The organism is Achromobacter aloeverae (genome assembly GCF_004121055.1).
Classification (GTDB): domain Bacteria; phylum Pseudomonadota; class Gammaproteobacteria; order Burkholderiales; family Burkholderiaceae_B; genus Bordetella_C; species Bordetella_C aloeverae.
Genome location: NZ_PYAL01000009.1, coordinates 333,518 through 349,524, shown reverse-complemented (window position 1 = coordinate 349,524; position 16,007 = coordinate 333,518). Strand labels below are relative to the sequence as shown.

At 67.0% G+C, this 16,007-nt stretch carries 15 protein-coding genes; 6 read left to right on the top strand and 9 right to left on the bottom strand.

The features are described from left to right. Positions 1 to 35: 35 nt before the first annotated feature. From C7R54_RS27085 to C7R54_RS27060, 6 genes are all read left to right on the top strand, one after another. Positions 36 to 1,811, top strand: a complete 1,776-nt coding sequence (locus C7R54_RS27085; protein ID WP_129154016.1) for a PhoH family protein — start codon at positions 36 to 38, stop codon at positions 1,809 to 1,811. Positions 1,812 to 1,837: 26 nt separating this feature from the next. Beyond that, positions 1,838 to 2,857: a 4-hydroxythreonine-4-phosphate dehydrogenase PdxA gene (gene pdxA / locus C7R54_RS27080; RefSeq protein WP_129154015.1), complete on the top strand. Its 1,020-nt coding sequence runs from the start codon at positions 1,838 to 1,840 to the stop codon at positions 2,855 to 2,857. 15 nt (positions 2,858 to 2,872) lie between these two features. Further along, the gene (locus C7R54_RS27075; protein ID WP_129154014.1) at positions 2,873 to 3,775 is read left to right on the top strand and encodes a LysR family transcriptional regulator; all 903 of its coding nucleotides are present in this window, start codon (positions 2,873 to 2,875) and stop codon (positions 3,773 to 3,775) included. A gap of 196 nt (positions 3,776 to 3,971) precedes the next feature. Continuing rightward, positions 3,972 to 4,949, top strand: a complete 978-nt coding sequence (locus C7R54_RS27070; protein ID WP_129154013.1) for a tripartite tricarboxylate transporter substrate binding protein — start codon at positions 3,972 to 3,974, stop codon at positions 4,947 to 4,949. A 6-nt stretch (positions 4,950 to 4,955) separates the two neighbouring features. Beyond that, entirely contained in the window at positions 4,956 to 6,323 is a 1,368-nt protein-coding gene (locus C7R54_RS27065; protein WP_129154012.1) for an MmgE/PrpD family protein, read from the top strand. Positions 6,324 to 6,471: 148 nt separating this feature from the next. Continuing rightward, positions 6,472 to 7,467, top strand: a complete 996-nt coding sequence (locus tag C7R54_RS27060; protein WP_129154011.1) for a bile acid:sodium symporter family protein — start codon at positions 6,472 to 6,474, stop codon at positions 7,465 to 7,467. Between the two features lie 33 nt (positions 7,468 to 7,500). On the opposite strand, the gene C7R54_RS27055 is transcribed toward C7R54_RS27060, so the two are convergent. The 9 genes from C7R54_RS27055 to dxs form a co-directional block, all read right to left on the bottom strand. Further along, on the bottom strand, positions 7,501 to 8,541 hold the full coding sequence (locus tag C7R54_RS27055; RefSeq protein WP_192903751.1) for a hypothetical protein: 1,041 nt from the start codon (positions 8,539 to 8,541) through the stop codon (positions 7,501 to 7,503). A gap of 233 nt (positions 8,542 to 8,774) precedes the next feature. Then, positions 8,775 to 10,163 carry a replicative DNA helicase gene (locus C7R54_RS27050; protein WP_129154009.1) on the bottom strand — a complete coding sequence of 463 codons (1,389 nt, stop codon included), beginning with the start codon at positions 10,161 to 10,163 and terminating at the stop codon, positions 8,775 to 8,777. Between the two features lie 27 nt (positions 10,164 to 10,190). Then, the gene (locus C7R54_RS27045) at positions 10,191 to 11,027 is read right to left on the bottom strand and encodes a BUD32 family EKC/KEOPS complex subunit (protein WP_129154008.1); all 837 of its coding nucleotides are present in this window, start codon (positions 11,025 to 11,027) and stop codon (positions 10,191 to 10,193) included. A 190-nt stretch (positions 11,028 to 11,217) separates the two neighbouring features. Beyond that, on the bottom strand, positions 11,218 to 11,673 hold the full coding sequence (gene rplI / locus C7R54_RS27040) for a 50S ribosomal protein L9 (RefSeq protein ID WP_129154007.1): 456 nt from the start codon (positions 11,671 to 11,673) through the stop codon (positions 11,218 to 11,220). 13 nt (positions 11,674 to 11,686) lie between these two features. Next, a complete protein-coding gene (rpsR, locus tag C7R54_RS27035) occupies positions 11,687 to 11,959 on the bottom strand; it encodes a 30S ribosomal protein S18 (RefSeq protein ID WP_129154006.1) in 273 nt (90 codons plus the stop codon). An 87-nt stretch (positions 11,960 to 12,046) separates the two neighbouring features. Then, a complete protein-coding gene (gene priB, locus C7R54_RS27030; RefSeq protein WP_129154005.1) occupies positions 12,047 to 12,361 on the bottom strand; it encodes a primosomal replication protein N in 315 nt (104 codons plus the stop codon). A 68-nt stretch (positions 12,362 to 12,429) separates the two neighbouring features. Continuing rightward, positions 12,430 to 12,804: a 30S ribosomal protein S6 gene (gene rpsF, locus C7R54_RS27025; protein ID WP_129154004.1), complete on the bottom strand. Its 375-nt coding sequence runs from the start codon at positions 12,802 to 12,804 to the stop codon at positions 12,430 to 12,432. Positions 12,805 to 13,055: 251 nt separating this feature from the next. Then, positions 13,056 to 13,853 carry a GTP cyclohydrolase FolE2 gene (gene folE2 / locus C7R54_RS27020; protein WP_129154003.1) on the bottom strand — a complete coding sequence of 266 codons (798 nt, stop codon included), beginning with the start codon at positions 13,851 to 13,853 and terminating at the stop codon, positions 13,056 to 13,058. Positions 13,854 to 14,056: 203 nt separating this feature from the next. Then, entirely contained in the window at positions 14,057 to 15,955 is a 1,899-nt protein-coding gene (dxs, locus tag C7R54_RS27015; RefSeq protein WP_129154002.1) for a 1-deoxy-D-xylulose-5-phosphate synthase, read from the bottom strand. Positions 15,956 to 16,007: the final 52 nt, after the last annotated feature.

Here is a 16,007-nt window from a genome sequence, read left to right as displayed (position 1 = left end):
CGGCGCCGCCGGCTACCCACAGGAGAGTGACGCTCATGCCGCTTCCGAAGTTGCCCACCCGCCCCGCCGCTATCCTGACCTTCCCCACGGGCGAAACCGCCCGTCCGGCAACACCCGCGGCCAAGCCCGCCGCCGTCGAATCCGTCGCCCTCCAGCCGGAGTTGGCGGGCATCGCGCCTGCCCGCCCCGCCCATCGCCCCGAGAAGCATCCCGAAGCCCGAGCCGACGCCCCCGCCGAAGCCCGCGGCGACGCCGCTCCCGCCAAGCAGCAGCCCCCGGCGCGCAAGACCGCCGCGCGCAAGCCGGCCAATGTCATCGCCGACGCCGCCCCGGTTGCCGTGCCCGCCGCCGCGCCGGCCGCCGTGCCGACGCCGATCTCCAAGGCGACCGCCAGGAACGAACGCAAGTCGCGCACGCGCGCCGACAGCGCATCGCGCAAGCTGTTCGTGCTGGACACCAACGTGCTGCTGCACGACCCCACCTCGATCTTCCGCTTCGAGGAGCACGACATCTTCCTGCCGATGATGACGCTGGAAGAGCTGGACCACCAGAAGAAGGGCATGTCGGAAGTGGCCCGCAACGCGCGCCAGGTCAGCCGCTCGCTGGACCAGTTGGTGGCCGAGGCCGGCCAGCTGGACCTGGGCCTGCCGCTGAACGCGCTGGGCAACAAGGACGCCAGCGGGCGCCTGCTGTTCCAGACCACCGCCATCCACAGCACCCTGCCGTCCGACCTGCCCATGGGCAAGGCCGACAACCAGATCCTGGGCGTGGTTCGCGCCTTGCAGGAGAAATACACCGGGCGCGAGGTGGTGCTGGTGTCCAAGGACATCAACATGCGCCTGAAGGCGCGCGCCCTGGGCATGGCCGCGGAAGACTACTTCAACGACCATGTCCTGGAGGATTCCGACCTGCTGTACACGGGGGTCATGCAGCTGCCGGAGGACTTCTGGAACAAGCACGGCAAGGACGTCGAGTCGTGGCAGCAAGGCGGCACCACCTTCTACCGGGTCCATGGGCCCCTGTGCGCCCAGTTCGTGGTCAACCAGTTCGTCTACTTCGAAGGGCAGATGCCGCTGTACGCGCAAGTGCGCGAGGTCAACGGCAAGACGGCGGTGCTGGCGACGCTGCGCGACTATACCCACGGCAAGAACAACGTCTGGGGCATCACCGCGCGCAACCGCGAGCAGAACTTCGCCCTCAACCTGCTGATGAACCCGGAGATCGATTTCATCTCCCTGCTGGGCCAGGCCGGCACCGGCAAGACCTTGCTGGCCCTGGCGGCCGGCCTGACGCAGGTGCTGGAAACCAAGCGCTACACGGAAATCATCATGACCCGCGTCACCGTGCCGGTGGGCGAGGACATCGGTTTCCTGCCGGGCACGGAAGAGGAGAAGATGCTGCCCTGGATGGGCGCGCTGGAGGACAACCTGGACGTGCTGAACATGGGGGACGGCGAGGGCAACAACGACTGGGGCCGCGCCGCCACCATGGACCTGATCCGTTCGCGCATCAAGGTCAAGTCGCTGAACTTCATGCGCGGCCGCACCTTCCTGAACAAGTACCTCATCATCGACGAGGCGCAGAACCTGACGCCCAAGCAGATGAAGACGCTGGTCACCCGCGCGGGCCCCGGCACCAAGGTGATCTGCCTGGGCAACATCGCCCAGATCGATACGCCCTACCTGACCGAGGGCAGTTCGGGCCTGACCTACGTGGTCGACCGCTTCAAGGGCTGGCCGCATTCGGGGCACGTCACCCTGCAACGCGGCGAACGTTCGCGCCTGGCCGACTACGCGGGGGATGTCCTGTAGCCACTCGTCCCGCCACGCATGCCCCCATGACCGCCGTCGCTTCCTCCTCCCTGCCGCTGGGCATCACCATGGGCGATGCCGCCGGCATCGGTCCCGAAATCATCGTCAAGGCCTATGCGCAGGGCCTGGGCGCACCGGCCGTCGTCTATGGCGACGCCGGCGCGCTGCGGCGGGCGGTGGCCCTGGTGGGCGCGCGCCTGCGGGTCGAGGAAATCGCCGACCCGGCCGGGATCGCGTCGCGCGCGGCCGACGTCATTCCCGTGATCGCCTGTTCTCCCGCCCTGCCCGCCGACCTGCCGGCCGGCCAGGTCAGCGCGGCGGCGGGCCGCGCCGCCTATGACTACGTGTGCGCGGCCATCGACGACGCCAAGGCCGGACGCATACGCGCCATCGTGACGGCTCCGTTGAACAAGGAATCCATGAACGCCGGCGGGGCCGACTATCCGGGCCACACGGAAATCCTGGCGGAGCGGTCCGGCACGCAGGATTTCGCGATGATGCTCGCCAACCGCGAGCTGCGGGTCCTGCTGGTGACCATCCACGTCGCGCTGGCCGATGTCTTCGCGGGCATCACGCGCGACGCGGAACTGCGCGCCATGCGGCTGGCCGACCACGCCTGCCGCCAGATGGGCATCGCCCGCCCCCGCGTCGCCGTCGCCGGCTTGAACCCGCACGCCGGCGAGAACGGCAAGTTCGGCCGCGAGGACCTGGACATCATCGCCCCCGCCATCGCCGATGCGCGCGCCGACGGCATCGACGCCAGCGGCCCCTGGCCGGGCGACACCGTCTTCATGCGGGCGCGGCGCGGCGACTTCGACATCGTGGTGGCGCAATACCACGACCAGGGCCTGATCCCGGTCAAGTACCTGGGCGTGGACGAAGGCGTCAACGTCACGGTGGGCCTGCCCTTCGTGCGCACCAGCGTGGACCACGGCACGGCCTTCGACATCGCCTGGCGCGGCGTGGCCGATCACCGGTCCCTGGTCACGGCTTTCGACGTGGCGCTGGCGATGACGCCGCAACATACCGGCGCGGCCGCTCCCTAGCGCCGGGCACCGGACATGCGCGTCAAGCTGCGGCAGATCGAGGGTTTCCTGGCGGCGGCCGACTCGCTGTCGTTCTCGCGCGCCGCCGAGAAAATCGGCATGACGCAGCCGGCCTTCTCGCAGTTGATCCGCGACCTGGAAGGCGCCCTGGACGTCAAGCTGTTCGACCGCAGCACCCGCCGCGTGCGCATCACGGACATCGGCGCGCAGTTGCGCGACCAGATGCGGCGCGGGCTGCTGGAGATCGACACCGCCTGCAACAACGCCCGCGCCATCACGCAGCTCAAGCAGGGCCGGCTGTCGCTGGCGGTGCTGCCGTCCCTGGCGCTGGGGCTGGTCAACGACGCGCTGGCCGATTTCCATGACGCATACCCCGACGTGCGGGTTCGCCTGCACGAGGCGCGCAGCCCGCACATCGCCGACCTGGTGCTCAACTACGAAGTGGACTTCGCCATCTGCTCCCGCTTCGAATCGCCCCATCCCCTGGTGTTCGAACGCCTCTTCGACGACGAGCTGGTCGCCGTCCTGCCGCGCGGCCACGCCCTGGCGCGCCGCCGCACGCTCAATTGGCGCATGCTGGAAGCGCAGACGCTGATCTGGCTGCAGGCGCAATCGGATCTCATCCGCCAGGCCTTCGCCGACAACGGCATCGCCAAGCAGGCCGACCATGAAGTGCTGAATACCGTCACCGCGCTGAGCATGGTGCGGGCGGGCTTCGGCATCACCATCGTCCCCCTCATCGCGCTGCCCGAACTGAACCTGCGCGGCGTCACCTGCCGGCCGCTGCGCGCGCCGCAGCCCCTGCGCGAGATCTGCCTGTGCCGCCATGCGGACCATGCGCTGTCGCCGGCGGCCGCGCGCCTGTGCCAGATGCTGCGCGACACGCCACGACGGGAAACGGACGTCATCCCATCCTGAACCTGCCGGATTCATACGCTGAGCTTATGAATTCAAACAATCTTTCGAATTGTCCCCAGGCACCAGCCGGGCTGTAATCAGCGCCGCGACGGGGCCCCGCGTGCCCCGCATGCGATATGAGCCATGAGCGCCATGGGTTCCATGAACCCCATGAGCCCCATGAGCCCATGCCGCCGTGCCCAACGAGGAGACAACCATGACCCACCGATTCATGCCGGTCCTGCGCGCCGCGCTGCTGGCCGCCACGACGGCCATCGGCCTGCCCGCGCATGCCGACACCTACCCGACCAAGCCGGTCAGGGTGATCGTGCCCTTCCCCCCTGGCGCGGGCGTCGACATCGTCACCCGCCTGGTCGCGGCCAAGCTGACCACGGAGCTGGGCCAGACCTTCATCGTCGAGAACCGCTCGGGCGCGGGCGGCAACGTGGGCGCCGGCGAGGCCGCCCGCACGGCGCCCGACGGCTACACGCTGCTGGCCGCGCCGTCATCCATCGCCATCAGCCAGAGCCTGTACCGGAACCTGCCCTTCAAGGTCGAGAAGGATTTTCGATCGGTGGCCCTGATGGCCACCGTGCCTTTCATCCTGGTGGTCAATCCCAAGGTGCCCGCCAAGACGGTGTCCGAGCTGGTCGCCCTGGCCAAGGGCAAGCCCGACACGCTCACCTACGCATCCACCGGCAACGGCAGCTCGCCGCAGCTGACGGCGGAGATGTTCGCCTCCGACACCGGCATCCAGTTGCGCCACGTGCCGTATCGCGGCTCCGCGCCCGCCATGACGGACCTGATGTCCGGCCTGGTCGACATGATGTTCGCCAATGCCTTGTCCGTCCTGCCGCAAGTGCGCACCGGGCAGTTGCGGGCGCTGGCCACCACCAGCGCCCAACCCGACCCCAACACGCCGGAACTCCCCACCATGCGGCAGGCGGGCGTGGCCGACTTCGAATCGAACACCTGGTTCGTGCTGATGGTTCCCAACGGCACGCCCGGCCCCATCATCGACAAGCTGAACCAGGCCGTGGCCAGGATCATGCAACTGCCCGACGTGCGGAAGACGCTGCAAGTGCAAGGCGCCACCGCGGGGCATGGCACGCCGGCCGAGGTGGACGCCTACGTCAAGCGGGAAATCGACAAATCCGCCGCCATCGTCGCGGCCGCCCATATCCACATCGACTGACACCCCATGCAAACCGCCACCCCGCGACAAGCCGACCAGGACGTCACCCTCACCCTCGCCCGCTACCTGGTCCAGGCGCGCTATGAAGACCTGCCTCCCGCCGTCATCCACGAGGCCTCGCGCGGCCTGCTGAACTGGATGGGCTGCGCCCTGGGCGCGGCGCGCCATGAAACCGTGCAGGCCGTGCTGGACGCGCAGACGCCCTTCTTCGGCCCGCCGCAGGCGCAGATCGCCGGCCGCGCGCAACGCGCCGACATCCTGCACGCCGCGCTCATCAACGGCATCAGTTCGCACGTGCTGGACTTCGACGACACGCACTATCGCGCGGTGCATCCGAGCGCGCCGGTGCTGCCGGCCATCCTGGCGCTGGCCGAATGGAAACGCTGCAGCGGCCGCGAACTGGTGCTCGCCTATGTCCTGGGCGTGGAAGCGGAAATCCGCATCGCGCTATCGGTGTTTCCCGAGCATTACGACCGTGGCTGGCACATCACGGGCACCGCCGGCGTCTTCGGCGCGGCCGCGGCCGCCGGCAAGCTGCTGGGCCTGGACGAAACGCGGATGGCCTGGGCGCTGGGTATCGCGGCCACGCAATCGGCCGGCCTGCGGGAGATGTTCGGCAGCATGTGCAAGAGCCTGCATCCCGGCAAGGCCGCGCAGAACGGCCTGAGCGCGGCGCTGATGGCGCAGCACGGCTACACCAGCTCGACGCGCGCCCTGGAGGCCAGGCGCGGCTTCGGCCAGGTGATGTCGTCGCGCTTCGACCCGGCGGTCATCACGACGGGGCTGGGCGACAGCTATGAACTGCTCAGGAATATGTACAAACCCTACGCCTGCGGCCTGGTGCAGCATGCCGTGATCGACGGCGTCTTGCAGCTGCGCCGGGAGTACGACCTGGCGCCGGAGGACATCGAGGCGGTGCACGCCACCGTCGGACCGCTGGTAGTGGAACTCACCTCCAAGCCCGAGCCGCGTACCGGGCTGGAAGGCAAGTTCAGCGTCTTCCATGCCCTGGCCGCCGCCCTGGTGTTCGGCGCTGCCGGAGAAACGCAGTTCGGTACCGCCGCCGTGCTGGATCCGCGCGTCGTGGCGCTGCGCCGCCGCGTGACCACCGAACTGGACCCGGATATGCGCAAGCTGGAAGGCCGCGTGCGCATCACATTGAAAGACGGCCGCCAGCTGGACCGCCATGTGCCCGAAGCGCTGGGCACGCTGGCGCGGCCGATGAGCGATGCGGACCTGGAAGAGAAATTCAACGGGCTGATCGGCGATCTGCTGCCGGCCGGGCGGACGGCGCGCCTGGCGCAAGCGTGCTGGGATGTAGCGCGGCTGCCGGATGCGGGCGAGGTAGCCCGGCTGTCGGCCGGCGCTTGCTGAGCCGGGCGGCTGGAGCCTGGATCGGCCCTTATGCCGTCAGCGAAGTACAATGCCCGGCAACCGATTTCCTTCCATCCCTCGATCCCCGCCGGGATGCGACCCCGGGTGTTCCCATGCGCCCGGCAGCGCCGGCGGCAAGCCATCTCCAATGAAACGTCTCGTAAGTCTCCTGCCGGACCGCTTTACCCTCTTCCTCGTCATCACCGTCCTTATCGCCAGCCTGCTGCCCGCGCATGGCCAGGGCATCAAGTTCTTCAGCAACCTGACCAACTTCGCGGTCGGCCTGCTGTTCTTCCTGCACGGCGCCCGGCTCTCGCGCGAGGCCATCATCAAGGGCTTCACGCACTGGAGCCTGCACGCGGTCATTTTCTCGACCACCTTCATCCTCTTCCCGATCATCGGCCTGCTGCTGCGCCCGGTGCTGCAACCGCTGGTGACGCCCGAGCTCTACCTGGGCATCCTGTTCCTGTGCTGCCTGCCCGCCACCGTGCAGTCCGCCATCGCCTTCACGTCGATGGCGCGCGGCAACGTACCGGCCGCGGTGTGCAGCGCGTCGGCGTCCAGCCTGCTGGGCATCTTCGTCACGCCGGTGCTGGTGGGCCTGGTGATCGCCAACGCGGGCAGCGCCCCGGTGTCCTTCGACGCGGTCGTGAAGATCATGCTGCAACTGCTGCTGCCCTTCATCGTCGGCCAGATCATGCGCCGCTGGATCGGCGCCTGGGTGCACAAGCGTAAGGCCATGCTGAAGTTCGTCGACCAGGGCTCCATCCTGCTGGTGGTCTACACAGCCTTCTCCGAAGCCGTCAACGAAGGCCTGTGGCACAACACGCCGCTGGACGCCCTGGCGGGCCTGGTCGTCAGTTGCGCCGCCATCCTGGCGGTGGCCCTGCTGGCGACCACCCTGCTTGGCCGCATCTTCGGCTTCAACCTGCCTGACCGCATCACCCTGCTGTTCTGCGGCTCGAAGAAGAGCCTGGCCAGCGGCGTGCCCATGGCCCAGGTGCTGTTCGCCGGCCACGCGGTCGGCGCGGTGGTGCTGCCCTTGATGCTGTTCCACCAGATCCAGTTGATGGTCTGCGCCGTGCTGGCCAGCCGCTGGGCGAACCGCCCAGTGGATCCCCACGAGAAAGACGACCACCACTGATCGCCGCCGGTCCGCGCCGTGACGGCGGCCGGCTTAGCCGATAGCGATACGGGACGTGGCGGGCGCCGAATGTGTGGATCGATCGCCCTCGATCTGGAACTTCATGTGCGCCGCGACACGCTCGTGCTTGTGGAAGAAGCCCTTGGTCGTATCGCCGTCGAAGTGATAGGCGGTGCCAAACCCCTCGTTGCTTCCCAGAAGGCCGCGCAATGCGGGAACCGGATCACCACGCACCGAGTACTGCTCGATCAAGTCCTTGCTTCTGTCCAGGTTGTCCGACGGCGCGTTGCCGAACCAGGCGAAATTGTGCTGCGTCGAGGCAAATACCTTCGCCCGCAAGGCCGGAGTGGCATGAAGGGCCGCGAACTGTGCGTCGGCGCCCCCTTGCCCTCGTCCGACCAGCGTGAGCGTGTGCGACTTGCCCGCCAGCGTCCTACCGAGCAGGCGTTGCAGCTCGCTCGCGGTTACCTTGGCCTGGTCGTAGCTGCGCATCGATAGGCCGACCGCCGAAAGACCGGCCGTTATGCCCTTGGCAAAAGGCGTGGCCAGCCCCACGACCTTATCGACCAGGCTGCGAGGCTTGGCCCACCCCTTCCCGCTGTCGCCGAAGACCAGCACATATTCGTTCTTGTCCTTGTGCCTGACCACTTGCGCGGAAAACCCGCTGGCGCCGTCCTTGATGACACCGTCATCAACGTAGATCTTCGGATACCTGCCTTGGCCTTGGGTCAGCTTGTCAACCAAGGCTTCGTTGAACCGAGTGACGCGCACCCACGGCTGGGGAACGGAGCCGCTGCCGATGGACTCCGCCAATTCGCAGTAGGGCAGCGCTTCGGCCAACCTGCAGCGTCGCGCCGCGGGGTCGGCGTCCTGATTGACGTAATACCGGGACGGGTTATTCGCCCTGCGCTCTCGGCGGCTGGCGCGCGCCCGCTGTGCCCGGCTTGGCGCGGCGCTGAACTGCTCCGCCCGGCTTGGACTTGCCCCGGCGCCGCCGGCGATGTCGGACGCATCCTGGTCGCCGACAAAACCGGGATTATGGAAATAGGCGGGTGCGGACGGCGACACATTCACGGAAACTCCCATTGAGTATCTCCTCATCGTGGTTGAACACGGACACGCACATGCGCATCCGCGGTATGAACGAACGATGAGTGGGCCAGGAGCGCCGGGGATTCCTGGGAATTTTCCGAGAGCGGCGTCGGATCGACTGTAGACGCCGCGGACACTGCGGACACCGCGGACGCCATGGATGTGCCATGGACGCCCTAGCGTAGCGGCCTGCCCCGCAGGCCGCCGCCACACGGTCAGTAGGACTGCTGTCCGGAGAAATTGAGAAAGCGCGTGCTCATGCCCTGGAAGGTCAGGCGCACCGTGCCGATGGGCCCGTTACGCTGCTTGCCGATGATGATCTCGGCCGTGCCCTTGTCCGGCGAATCGGGGTTGTAGACCTCGTCGCGATAGATGAACAGGATCAGGTCGGCATCCTGTTCGATGGCGCCGGACTCGCGCAGGTCGCTCATCACGGGACGCTTGTTGGGGCGTTGTTCCAGGCTGCGGTTCAGCTGCGACAGCGCGATCAACGGGCAATTCAGCTCCTTGGCCAGCCCCTTGAGCGAACGGCTGATTTCCGAAATCTCGGTCGCGCGGTTCTCGCTGCTGCCGCTGCCGGCCATCAGCTGCATGTAGTCGATGATGATCAGGCCCAGCTGGCCGCACTGGCGCGCCAGGCGACGCGCGCGCGCGCGCACTTCCATGGCGCTCAGGGCCGGCGTTTCATCGATATAGACCTGGGCGTCCTGCATCATCTGGACGGCGTGCGTGACGCGCGGCCAATCCTCCGCCGTCAGCTTGCCGGTCCGCATGCGATGCTGGTCGAGCAGGCCGACCGACCCCAGCATACGCATGGCCAGCTGCACCGCGCCCATTTCCATGGAGAACACGGCCACCGGCAGGCCCTGCTCGATGGCGATGTGCTCGCCGATGTTCATGGAGAAGGTGGTCTTGCCCATGGACGGGCGGCCGGCCACGATGATCAGGTCGCCGCCCTGCAGGCCGGACGTCATCTTGTCGAGATCGGTGAAGCCCGTGGGCACGCCGGTCACGTCGGATTCGGTATCGCGGTGGTAAAGCTCGTCGATGCGCTCCACCACCTGCGTCAGCAGCGGTTGGATCTCGTGCCAGCCGGCGGCGCCGCGCTGGCCTTCCTGTGCGATCTTGAAGACCTTGGACTCGGCTTCGTCCAGAATCTGGCGCGCCTCCTTGCCCTGCGGGTTCAACGCGGCCGACGAGATCTCGTCGGCGATGGTGACCAGCTTGCGCAGCGTGGCGCGCTCGCGCACGATTTCCGCATAGCGCCGGATGTTGGCCGCCGATGGCGTGTTGTGCGCCAGCGAGTTCAGGTACGCGATGCCGCCGGCGTCCTCGGACTTGCCGTTGGTGATCAGCGCCTCGTGCACGGTCACCACGTCGGCGGGGCGCGACAGGCCGATCAGCTTGGCCATGGCCTGCCAGATCAGGCGGTGGTCGTGACGATAGAAATCTTCCTCCACCAGCACGTCGGCAACGCGGTCCCACGCGGCGTTGTCCAGCAGCAGGCCGCCCAGCACCGATTGCTCGGCCTCGATGGAGTGCGGCGGCACGCGCAGGTATTCGAGGGAAGTGTCGTTGCTATTGGCGGCGGTGGGCGAGTTCATGAAGGCGTGCGCTCAAAGTGGCGGGAATCAGGGCTGGGTCAGGCCCCGCAACACGTCGGCAACCCGGAAAAAACCCTGGATATCGCGCGACGACAGCCGGCCCAGCAGCGGGCGCAGCACGCGCGCCAGTCCCCCCAGCACACGCCCCAGGCGCGTCAGGCGGGCGCGCACGCGCGCATCCGGATTGACGTCGAAATAACCTTGCACCATATCGCGCGCCAGCCTGGGCATGATCTCCACGGGCAGCTTGCGCAAGGACACCAGCGATGCGACCAGCTGGAACAGATCGTAGGCCTGGGCCAAGGGCGGCGACAAGGCCTCGCCGATATTTTCTTCGAAATCGATGCGCCAGAGCTCGTTGTCCCGTATCGTCAGGTTACGGATCTGGGCCCCGCCATGGCAATGGCCGCGTCGATGGAACTCAGCCAGGTCGCGCCCGGCCAGGCGCGCCCAATGGCTGCGCGTTTCATCGCTACCGTGCCGAATCACGGACGACAGGTCCTCGCCCACGTGCTCCAGCACCAGCAGGCCGGGCGCCTCGTACCAGATGGCGGGCACCCTGCAGCCGTCGGCCAGCAGCACGCGCAGCCGCTGCGCCTCGAAATCCAGGCCATTACGCAAAAGGATGCCGGGGCGCGGGAACTCGCCCAGGAACAGCTTGCAGCCTACGCCCAGGAAAAGCGCGCGCAGGTAGCGCAACGCATAGCTGATGCCGCCGCCCACGCTGGCCCGCCGGCGCTTGACCACGAAATGGACGCCGTCCAGCTCGGTCTCCAGCACCTGCGGAAGCGGCCGCGGCGCGGTCGTTTCCAGCCACGCCTGCAGATCGGGCGGTGGCGACTGGTGTGCGGGTGTAGAGATCAATGCGGGACCTTGGACAAGGGGGCCGGATGGGGTCGGAGGGGGGGCGGATGAGGGCCGGATTGGGGCCCGACAAAAGACCAGAGCCGGCACCCGGCCGGCTCTGGTAACGCAATTTTTCGATCGTGCGCCGGCTGGGCCGGCGGCACATCGGGAAGCGGCCGCCTGGGGCAGCCGCTTCCATGCGCCTTGCTTAGGCCATTTCGCCTTCGACCACCACGCTGATGTCGCTGACGACGTCGGCGTGCAGCGCAACTTGCACCGGGTACTCGCCGACCGCCTTCAGGGCGCCGTTGGGCAGGCGCACGAAGCCCTTTTCAACGGAATCGAAACCCGCCTTGCGCAGGGCTTCGGCGATGTCGGCGTTGGTGACCGAACCGAACAGGCGGCCGTCCACGCCAGCCTTCTGCGACAGCTTCAGCTGGTAGCCGTTCAGGCGCTCGCCCACGGCCTGGGAGGCAGCCAGGCGCTCGGCCTGGACCTTTTCCAGTTCGGCGCGGCGCGCTTCGAAGGCTTCCAGCGCGGCCTTGGTGGCGCGGGTAGCCTTCTTCTGCGGGATCAGGAAATTGCGGGCGTAGCCATCACGCACGCGGACCACTTCACCCAGGTTGCCCAGGTTGACGACTTTTTCGAGCAGGATAACTTGCATGTCTGGCCCCGGATCAGTTGTGGTTGTCGGTGTACGGCAACAGAGCCAGGAAGCGGGCGCGCTTGATGGCCGTGTCGAGCTGGCGCTGGTAGTGCGCCTTGGTGCCGGTCAGGCGAGCGGGAATGATCTTGCCGTTTTCCTGAATGAAATCACGCAGCGTGTCCAGATCCTTGTAATCGATCTCTTCGATGCCAGCGGCGGTGAAGCGGCAGAACTTGCGACGCTTGAACAGCGGGTTCTGCTGCGGGAATTTGCGTTTTTCCTTGCGCTTGCCAAAGAAAGCCATGATGTGCCTCTTAATTTGCAGGGGTCCGTGGACCCGAATTCTTTACGTGTGACCTGGATCAACCCCAGGCCGCCTGTTTATCCAAAACTAAACGGTGACCGGATCGCTGCCCGCAAGACGCGTCGCCTGCTGCATGTGCAGCTTCAGCTTGACCGCATCCTTGCGTACCGGCGCCAGGAAACCCTGGACCTGCAGCTGCGCCCCCAGGCCGACATCCGCCAACAACAGCGCCAGGTCTCCCAGCGCCACCGCCGCGATCGTCAATTCGACGCGACGGGGATGTCCGGCCTCGATCACTTCGGACTGGTGACCCAGCAACATCTCCAGCGCGGGCAAACCCGCCGGGGTGTAGCGCAAGGCTTCTCTTTCGAGGACCTGCGCGCTGAGTACGACCTGGTTCATGAAGCGTCCCGATGAAGGGCCCGGTGCGCATGCGGACTGGGCGCGCGCGCCACGGTCCGCCTGGCCGTTTATTCGGATTGAGCCGCAGCCGCTTCCGCCGAGGCCTTGCGGGCCTCTTCACGCTCGACCGACTTCATCATGATCGAGGCGCCCGACTGGGCCTTCTTGGTCTTGATGACCAGGTGGCGCAGCACGGCGTCGTTGTAGCGGAAGGAATGTTCGAGCTCGTCCAGGGTGGCCTGGCCGCATTCGATGTTCAGGCACACGTAGTGGGCCTTGACCAGCTTCTGGATGGGGTAGGCCAGTTGACGGCGACCCCAGTCTTCCAGGCGATGCACCGTGCCGCCTTGGCCGGTGACCAGCGCCTGATACCGCTCGACCATGGCGGGCACCTGCTCGCTCTGGTCGGGGTGGACGATGAACACTACTTCGTAGTGACGCATGGGTAAAACTCCTAGTGGATATCTGGCGCGATACGTCCACCACGCCGCGAGGACGGGCAGGGCTCGAACCAGGGTCAGCCCGCCCCCAACGATCAGGAGTCGAGCAGGAAAGCCTTATATTATCGCCGGAACCGACAGATAGTGCAAATCACCTGTCAAATCGGGCGGGCGAGACCAGCCCATCGCCCGCCAGGCGTTGCGATGGCGAGACAACACCCCGGATTCCGGGGCAGCCCGACGCAGGCCAGGCCCTAGCCTTCCACCACCGCGTACGCGGAATGGTTGTGGATGGATTCGAAGTTCTCGGCCTCGACGCGGTAGCGCTTGATTCCCTGGCGCGCCGCCATGCGCGCGGCGACGTCGCGCACCAGGTCCTCGACGAACTTGGGATTGTCGTAGGCGCGCTCGGTCACGTACTTTTCGTCCGGACGCTTGAGCAGGCCCCACAGTTCGCACGAGCCTTCTTCCTCGACCGCGCGGATGACGTCTTCCATGCCCACGTCGTCGCCCAGGATGGCCGTGACGGTGACATGGGACCGCTGGTTGTGCGCGCCGTACTCGGAAATCGCCTTGGAACACGGGCACAGGCTGGTGACGGGCACCTGCACCACCAGTTCGAATTCCACGTCGTCGCCGCTGGCGCGGGCGATCCACTGGACCTCGTAATCCATCAGGCTCTGCACGCCGGAAACCGGCGCCGACTTGTTGATGAAATACGGGAACGCGGCGGTGATATCGCCTGTTTCCGCGTGCAGCAGCGGCAGCATTTCACGCGCCATGGCGCGGAACAGGGTCGGCGTCATGGGGGTGCTGCGATACTTTTCGAGCAGCGCCACGAAACGCGACATATGGGTGCCCTTTTCTTCCGCCGGCAAGGCCACCGTCAGCGTCCAGTTGGCCACCGTGGCCATGGCGCTGCCGTCGCCGGCCTGCACCAGCATGGGATGGCGCACGCCGCGGATGCCCACGCGCTGGATGGGAATATGACGGGTATCGGCCGAACTCTGCACGTCCGGCATCACGATGGCGGGGTCGATCGGGGAATTCATATTGGTTTACCTGCCGCGAGCGGCCGCGCGGCGACCGCCCCAAATAGCTGAAGGACTTGCATTATTGCGTAAAAACCATGCAAAACCCGTGAAAACCCTATTAGCGATAGGTAAGCGATAGCACGAGGAGCCGGACGACGTGGCCGCGCGGCCACAAATCCCGGCTCACCGCCCCTACCTCACCGCCCTTACCTGGATCCTGCTCAGCCGGCCACGGCCCGGCCACGCGGCGCCTCGGCCGCCAGCAGGGCGGCAAACCGCTCCCGCACCGAGGCCTCGATGCCGGCGGCGCTCAAGCCCACGCCGGCCATCAGGGCCTGCTGGTCGCCATGGTCGATGAAACGGTCCGGCAAGCCCAGTTGCAGCAGCGGAGACTGCACGCCCGCTTCGTTCAGGGCTTCCGCCACCGCGCTGCCGGCGCCGCCCATGATGGCGGCGTCCTCGACGGTCACCAGGGCCTCGTGGCGGGCGGCCAGCGCCAGCACCAGGTCACGGTCCAGGGGCTTGACGAAGCGCATGTCGGCCACCGTCGCGTCCAGCGCCTCGGCGGCGCGCAACACGGCCGGCAGCAGCGTGCCAAAGACGAGGAAGGCGATGCGGCCGCCGCCCTCGCGCCGGACGACGCCCTTGCCCAGCGGCACATCGCTAAGGTCGGTTCCGACCACGGCGCCGCTGCCTCCGCCACGCGGGTAGCGCACGGAAGCCGGGCCCGGATAGCGATAGCAGGTGGTCAGCAGCAAGCGCGCCTCGGCTTCGTCCGAAGGCGTGGCCACGACCATGTTGGGGATGCAACGCAGGAAGGCGGTGTCGTAATTGCCGGCATGGGTGGCGCCGTCGGCGCCGACCAGGCCGGCCCGGTCCAGCGCGAACGTGACGTCCAGGTTCTGCAAGGCCACGTCATGGACCAGCTGGTCATAGCCGCGCTGCAGGAAGGTCGAATAGATGGCGACCACCGGCTTTTGCCGTTCACAGGCCATGCCGGCGGCGAATGTCACCGCATGCTGCTCGGCGATGCCGACATCGAAATAACGGGATGGGAATCGCCGCTCGAATTCCACCAGGCCGCTGCCTTCGCGCATGGCCGGCGTAATGCCCACCAGGCGCTCGTCGGCCGCCGCCATGTCGCACAACCACTGCCCGAAGACCTGGGTGAACGTGACCTTGGCGGGCGACTTGGCGGGCACGATGCCGACGGCGGGGTCGAACTTTCCCGGGCCGTGGTAAAGCACCGGATCGGCCTCCGCCAGCTTGTAGCCCTGCCCCTTGCGCGTGACCACGTGCAGGAATTGCAGGCCCTTGAGTTCGCGCAGGTTCTGCAGCGTGGGCACCAGCGCGTCGAGGTCATGGCCGTCGATGGGGCCGACGTAGTTGAAGCCGAACTCCTCGAACAGCGTGGCCGGCGTGACCATGCCCTTGGCATGCTCCTCGATGCGGCGGGCCAGTTCCAGCACCGGCGGCACGTGCTGCAGCACCGCACGGCCGACGTTCTTGGCGGCGGCATAGAAACGGCCCGACATGAGGCGTGCCAGATAGCGGTTCAGCGCCCCCACCGGCGGCGAGATCGACATGTCGTTGTCGTTCAGGATCACCAGCAGGTTGATGTTGGGCGTGACGCCGGCATTGTTCATGGCCTCGAAGGCCATGCCCGCCGACATGGCGCCGTCGCCGATCACGGCGATGTGCTGGCGCGCGATGCCGGCATTGCGGGACGCCACGGCCATGCCCAGCGCCGCCGAAATCGAGGTCGACGAATGCGCGGTGCCGAAGGCGTCGTATTCGGACTCGGAGCGGCGGGGAAAGCCGGAGATCCCGCCTTCCTGGCGCAGCGTGGCCATCTCCGCGCGCCGACCGGTGAGGATCTTGTGCGGATAGGATTGATGGCCGACGTCCCACACGATGCGGTCGTGCGGGGTATCGAAAACGTGATGCAGGGCCAGCGTCAGCTCGACCGTGCCCAGGTTGGAGGACAAATGGCCGCCGGTCCTGGAGACGGACTCCAGCACGAAGGCGCGCAATTCGTCGGCCAGTTTTTTCAGCTCGCGACGGTCCAGGCGCTTGAGGTCGGCCGGACTGGCGATGGTGTCCAGGAGTTCTGTGGTCATGCTGTAAAGGATAGTCCCGCGTGCGATCGGATGCACATCGTCCAGTCCGGCG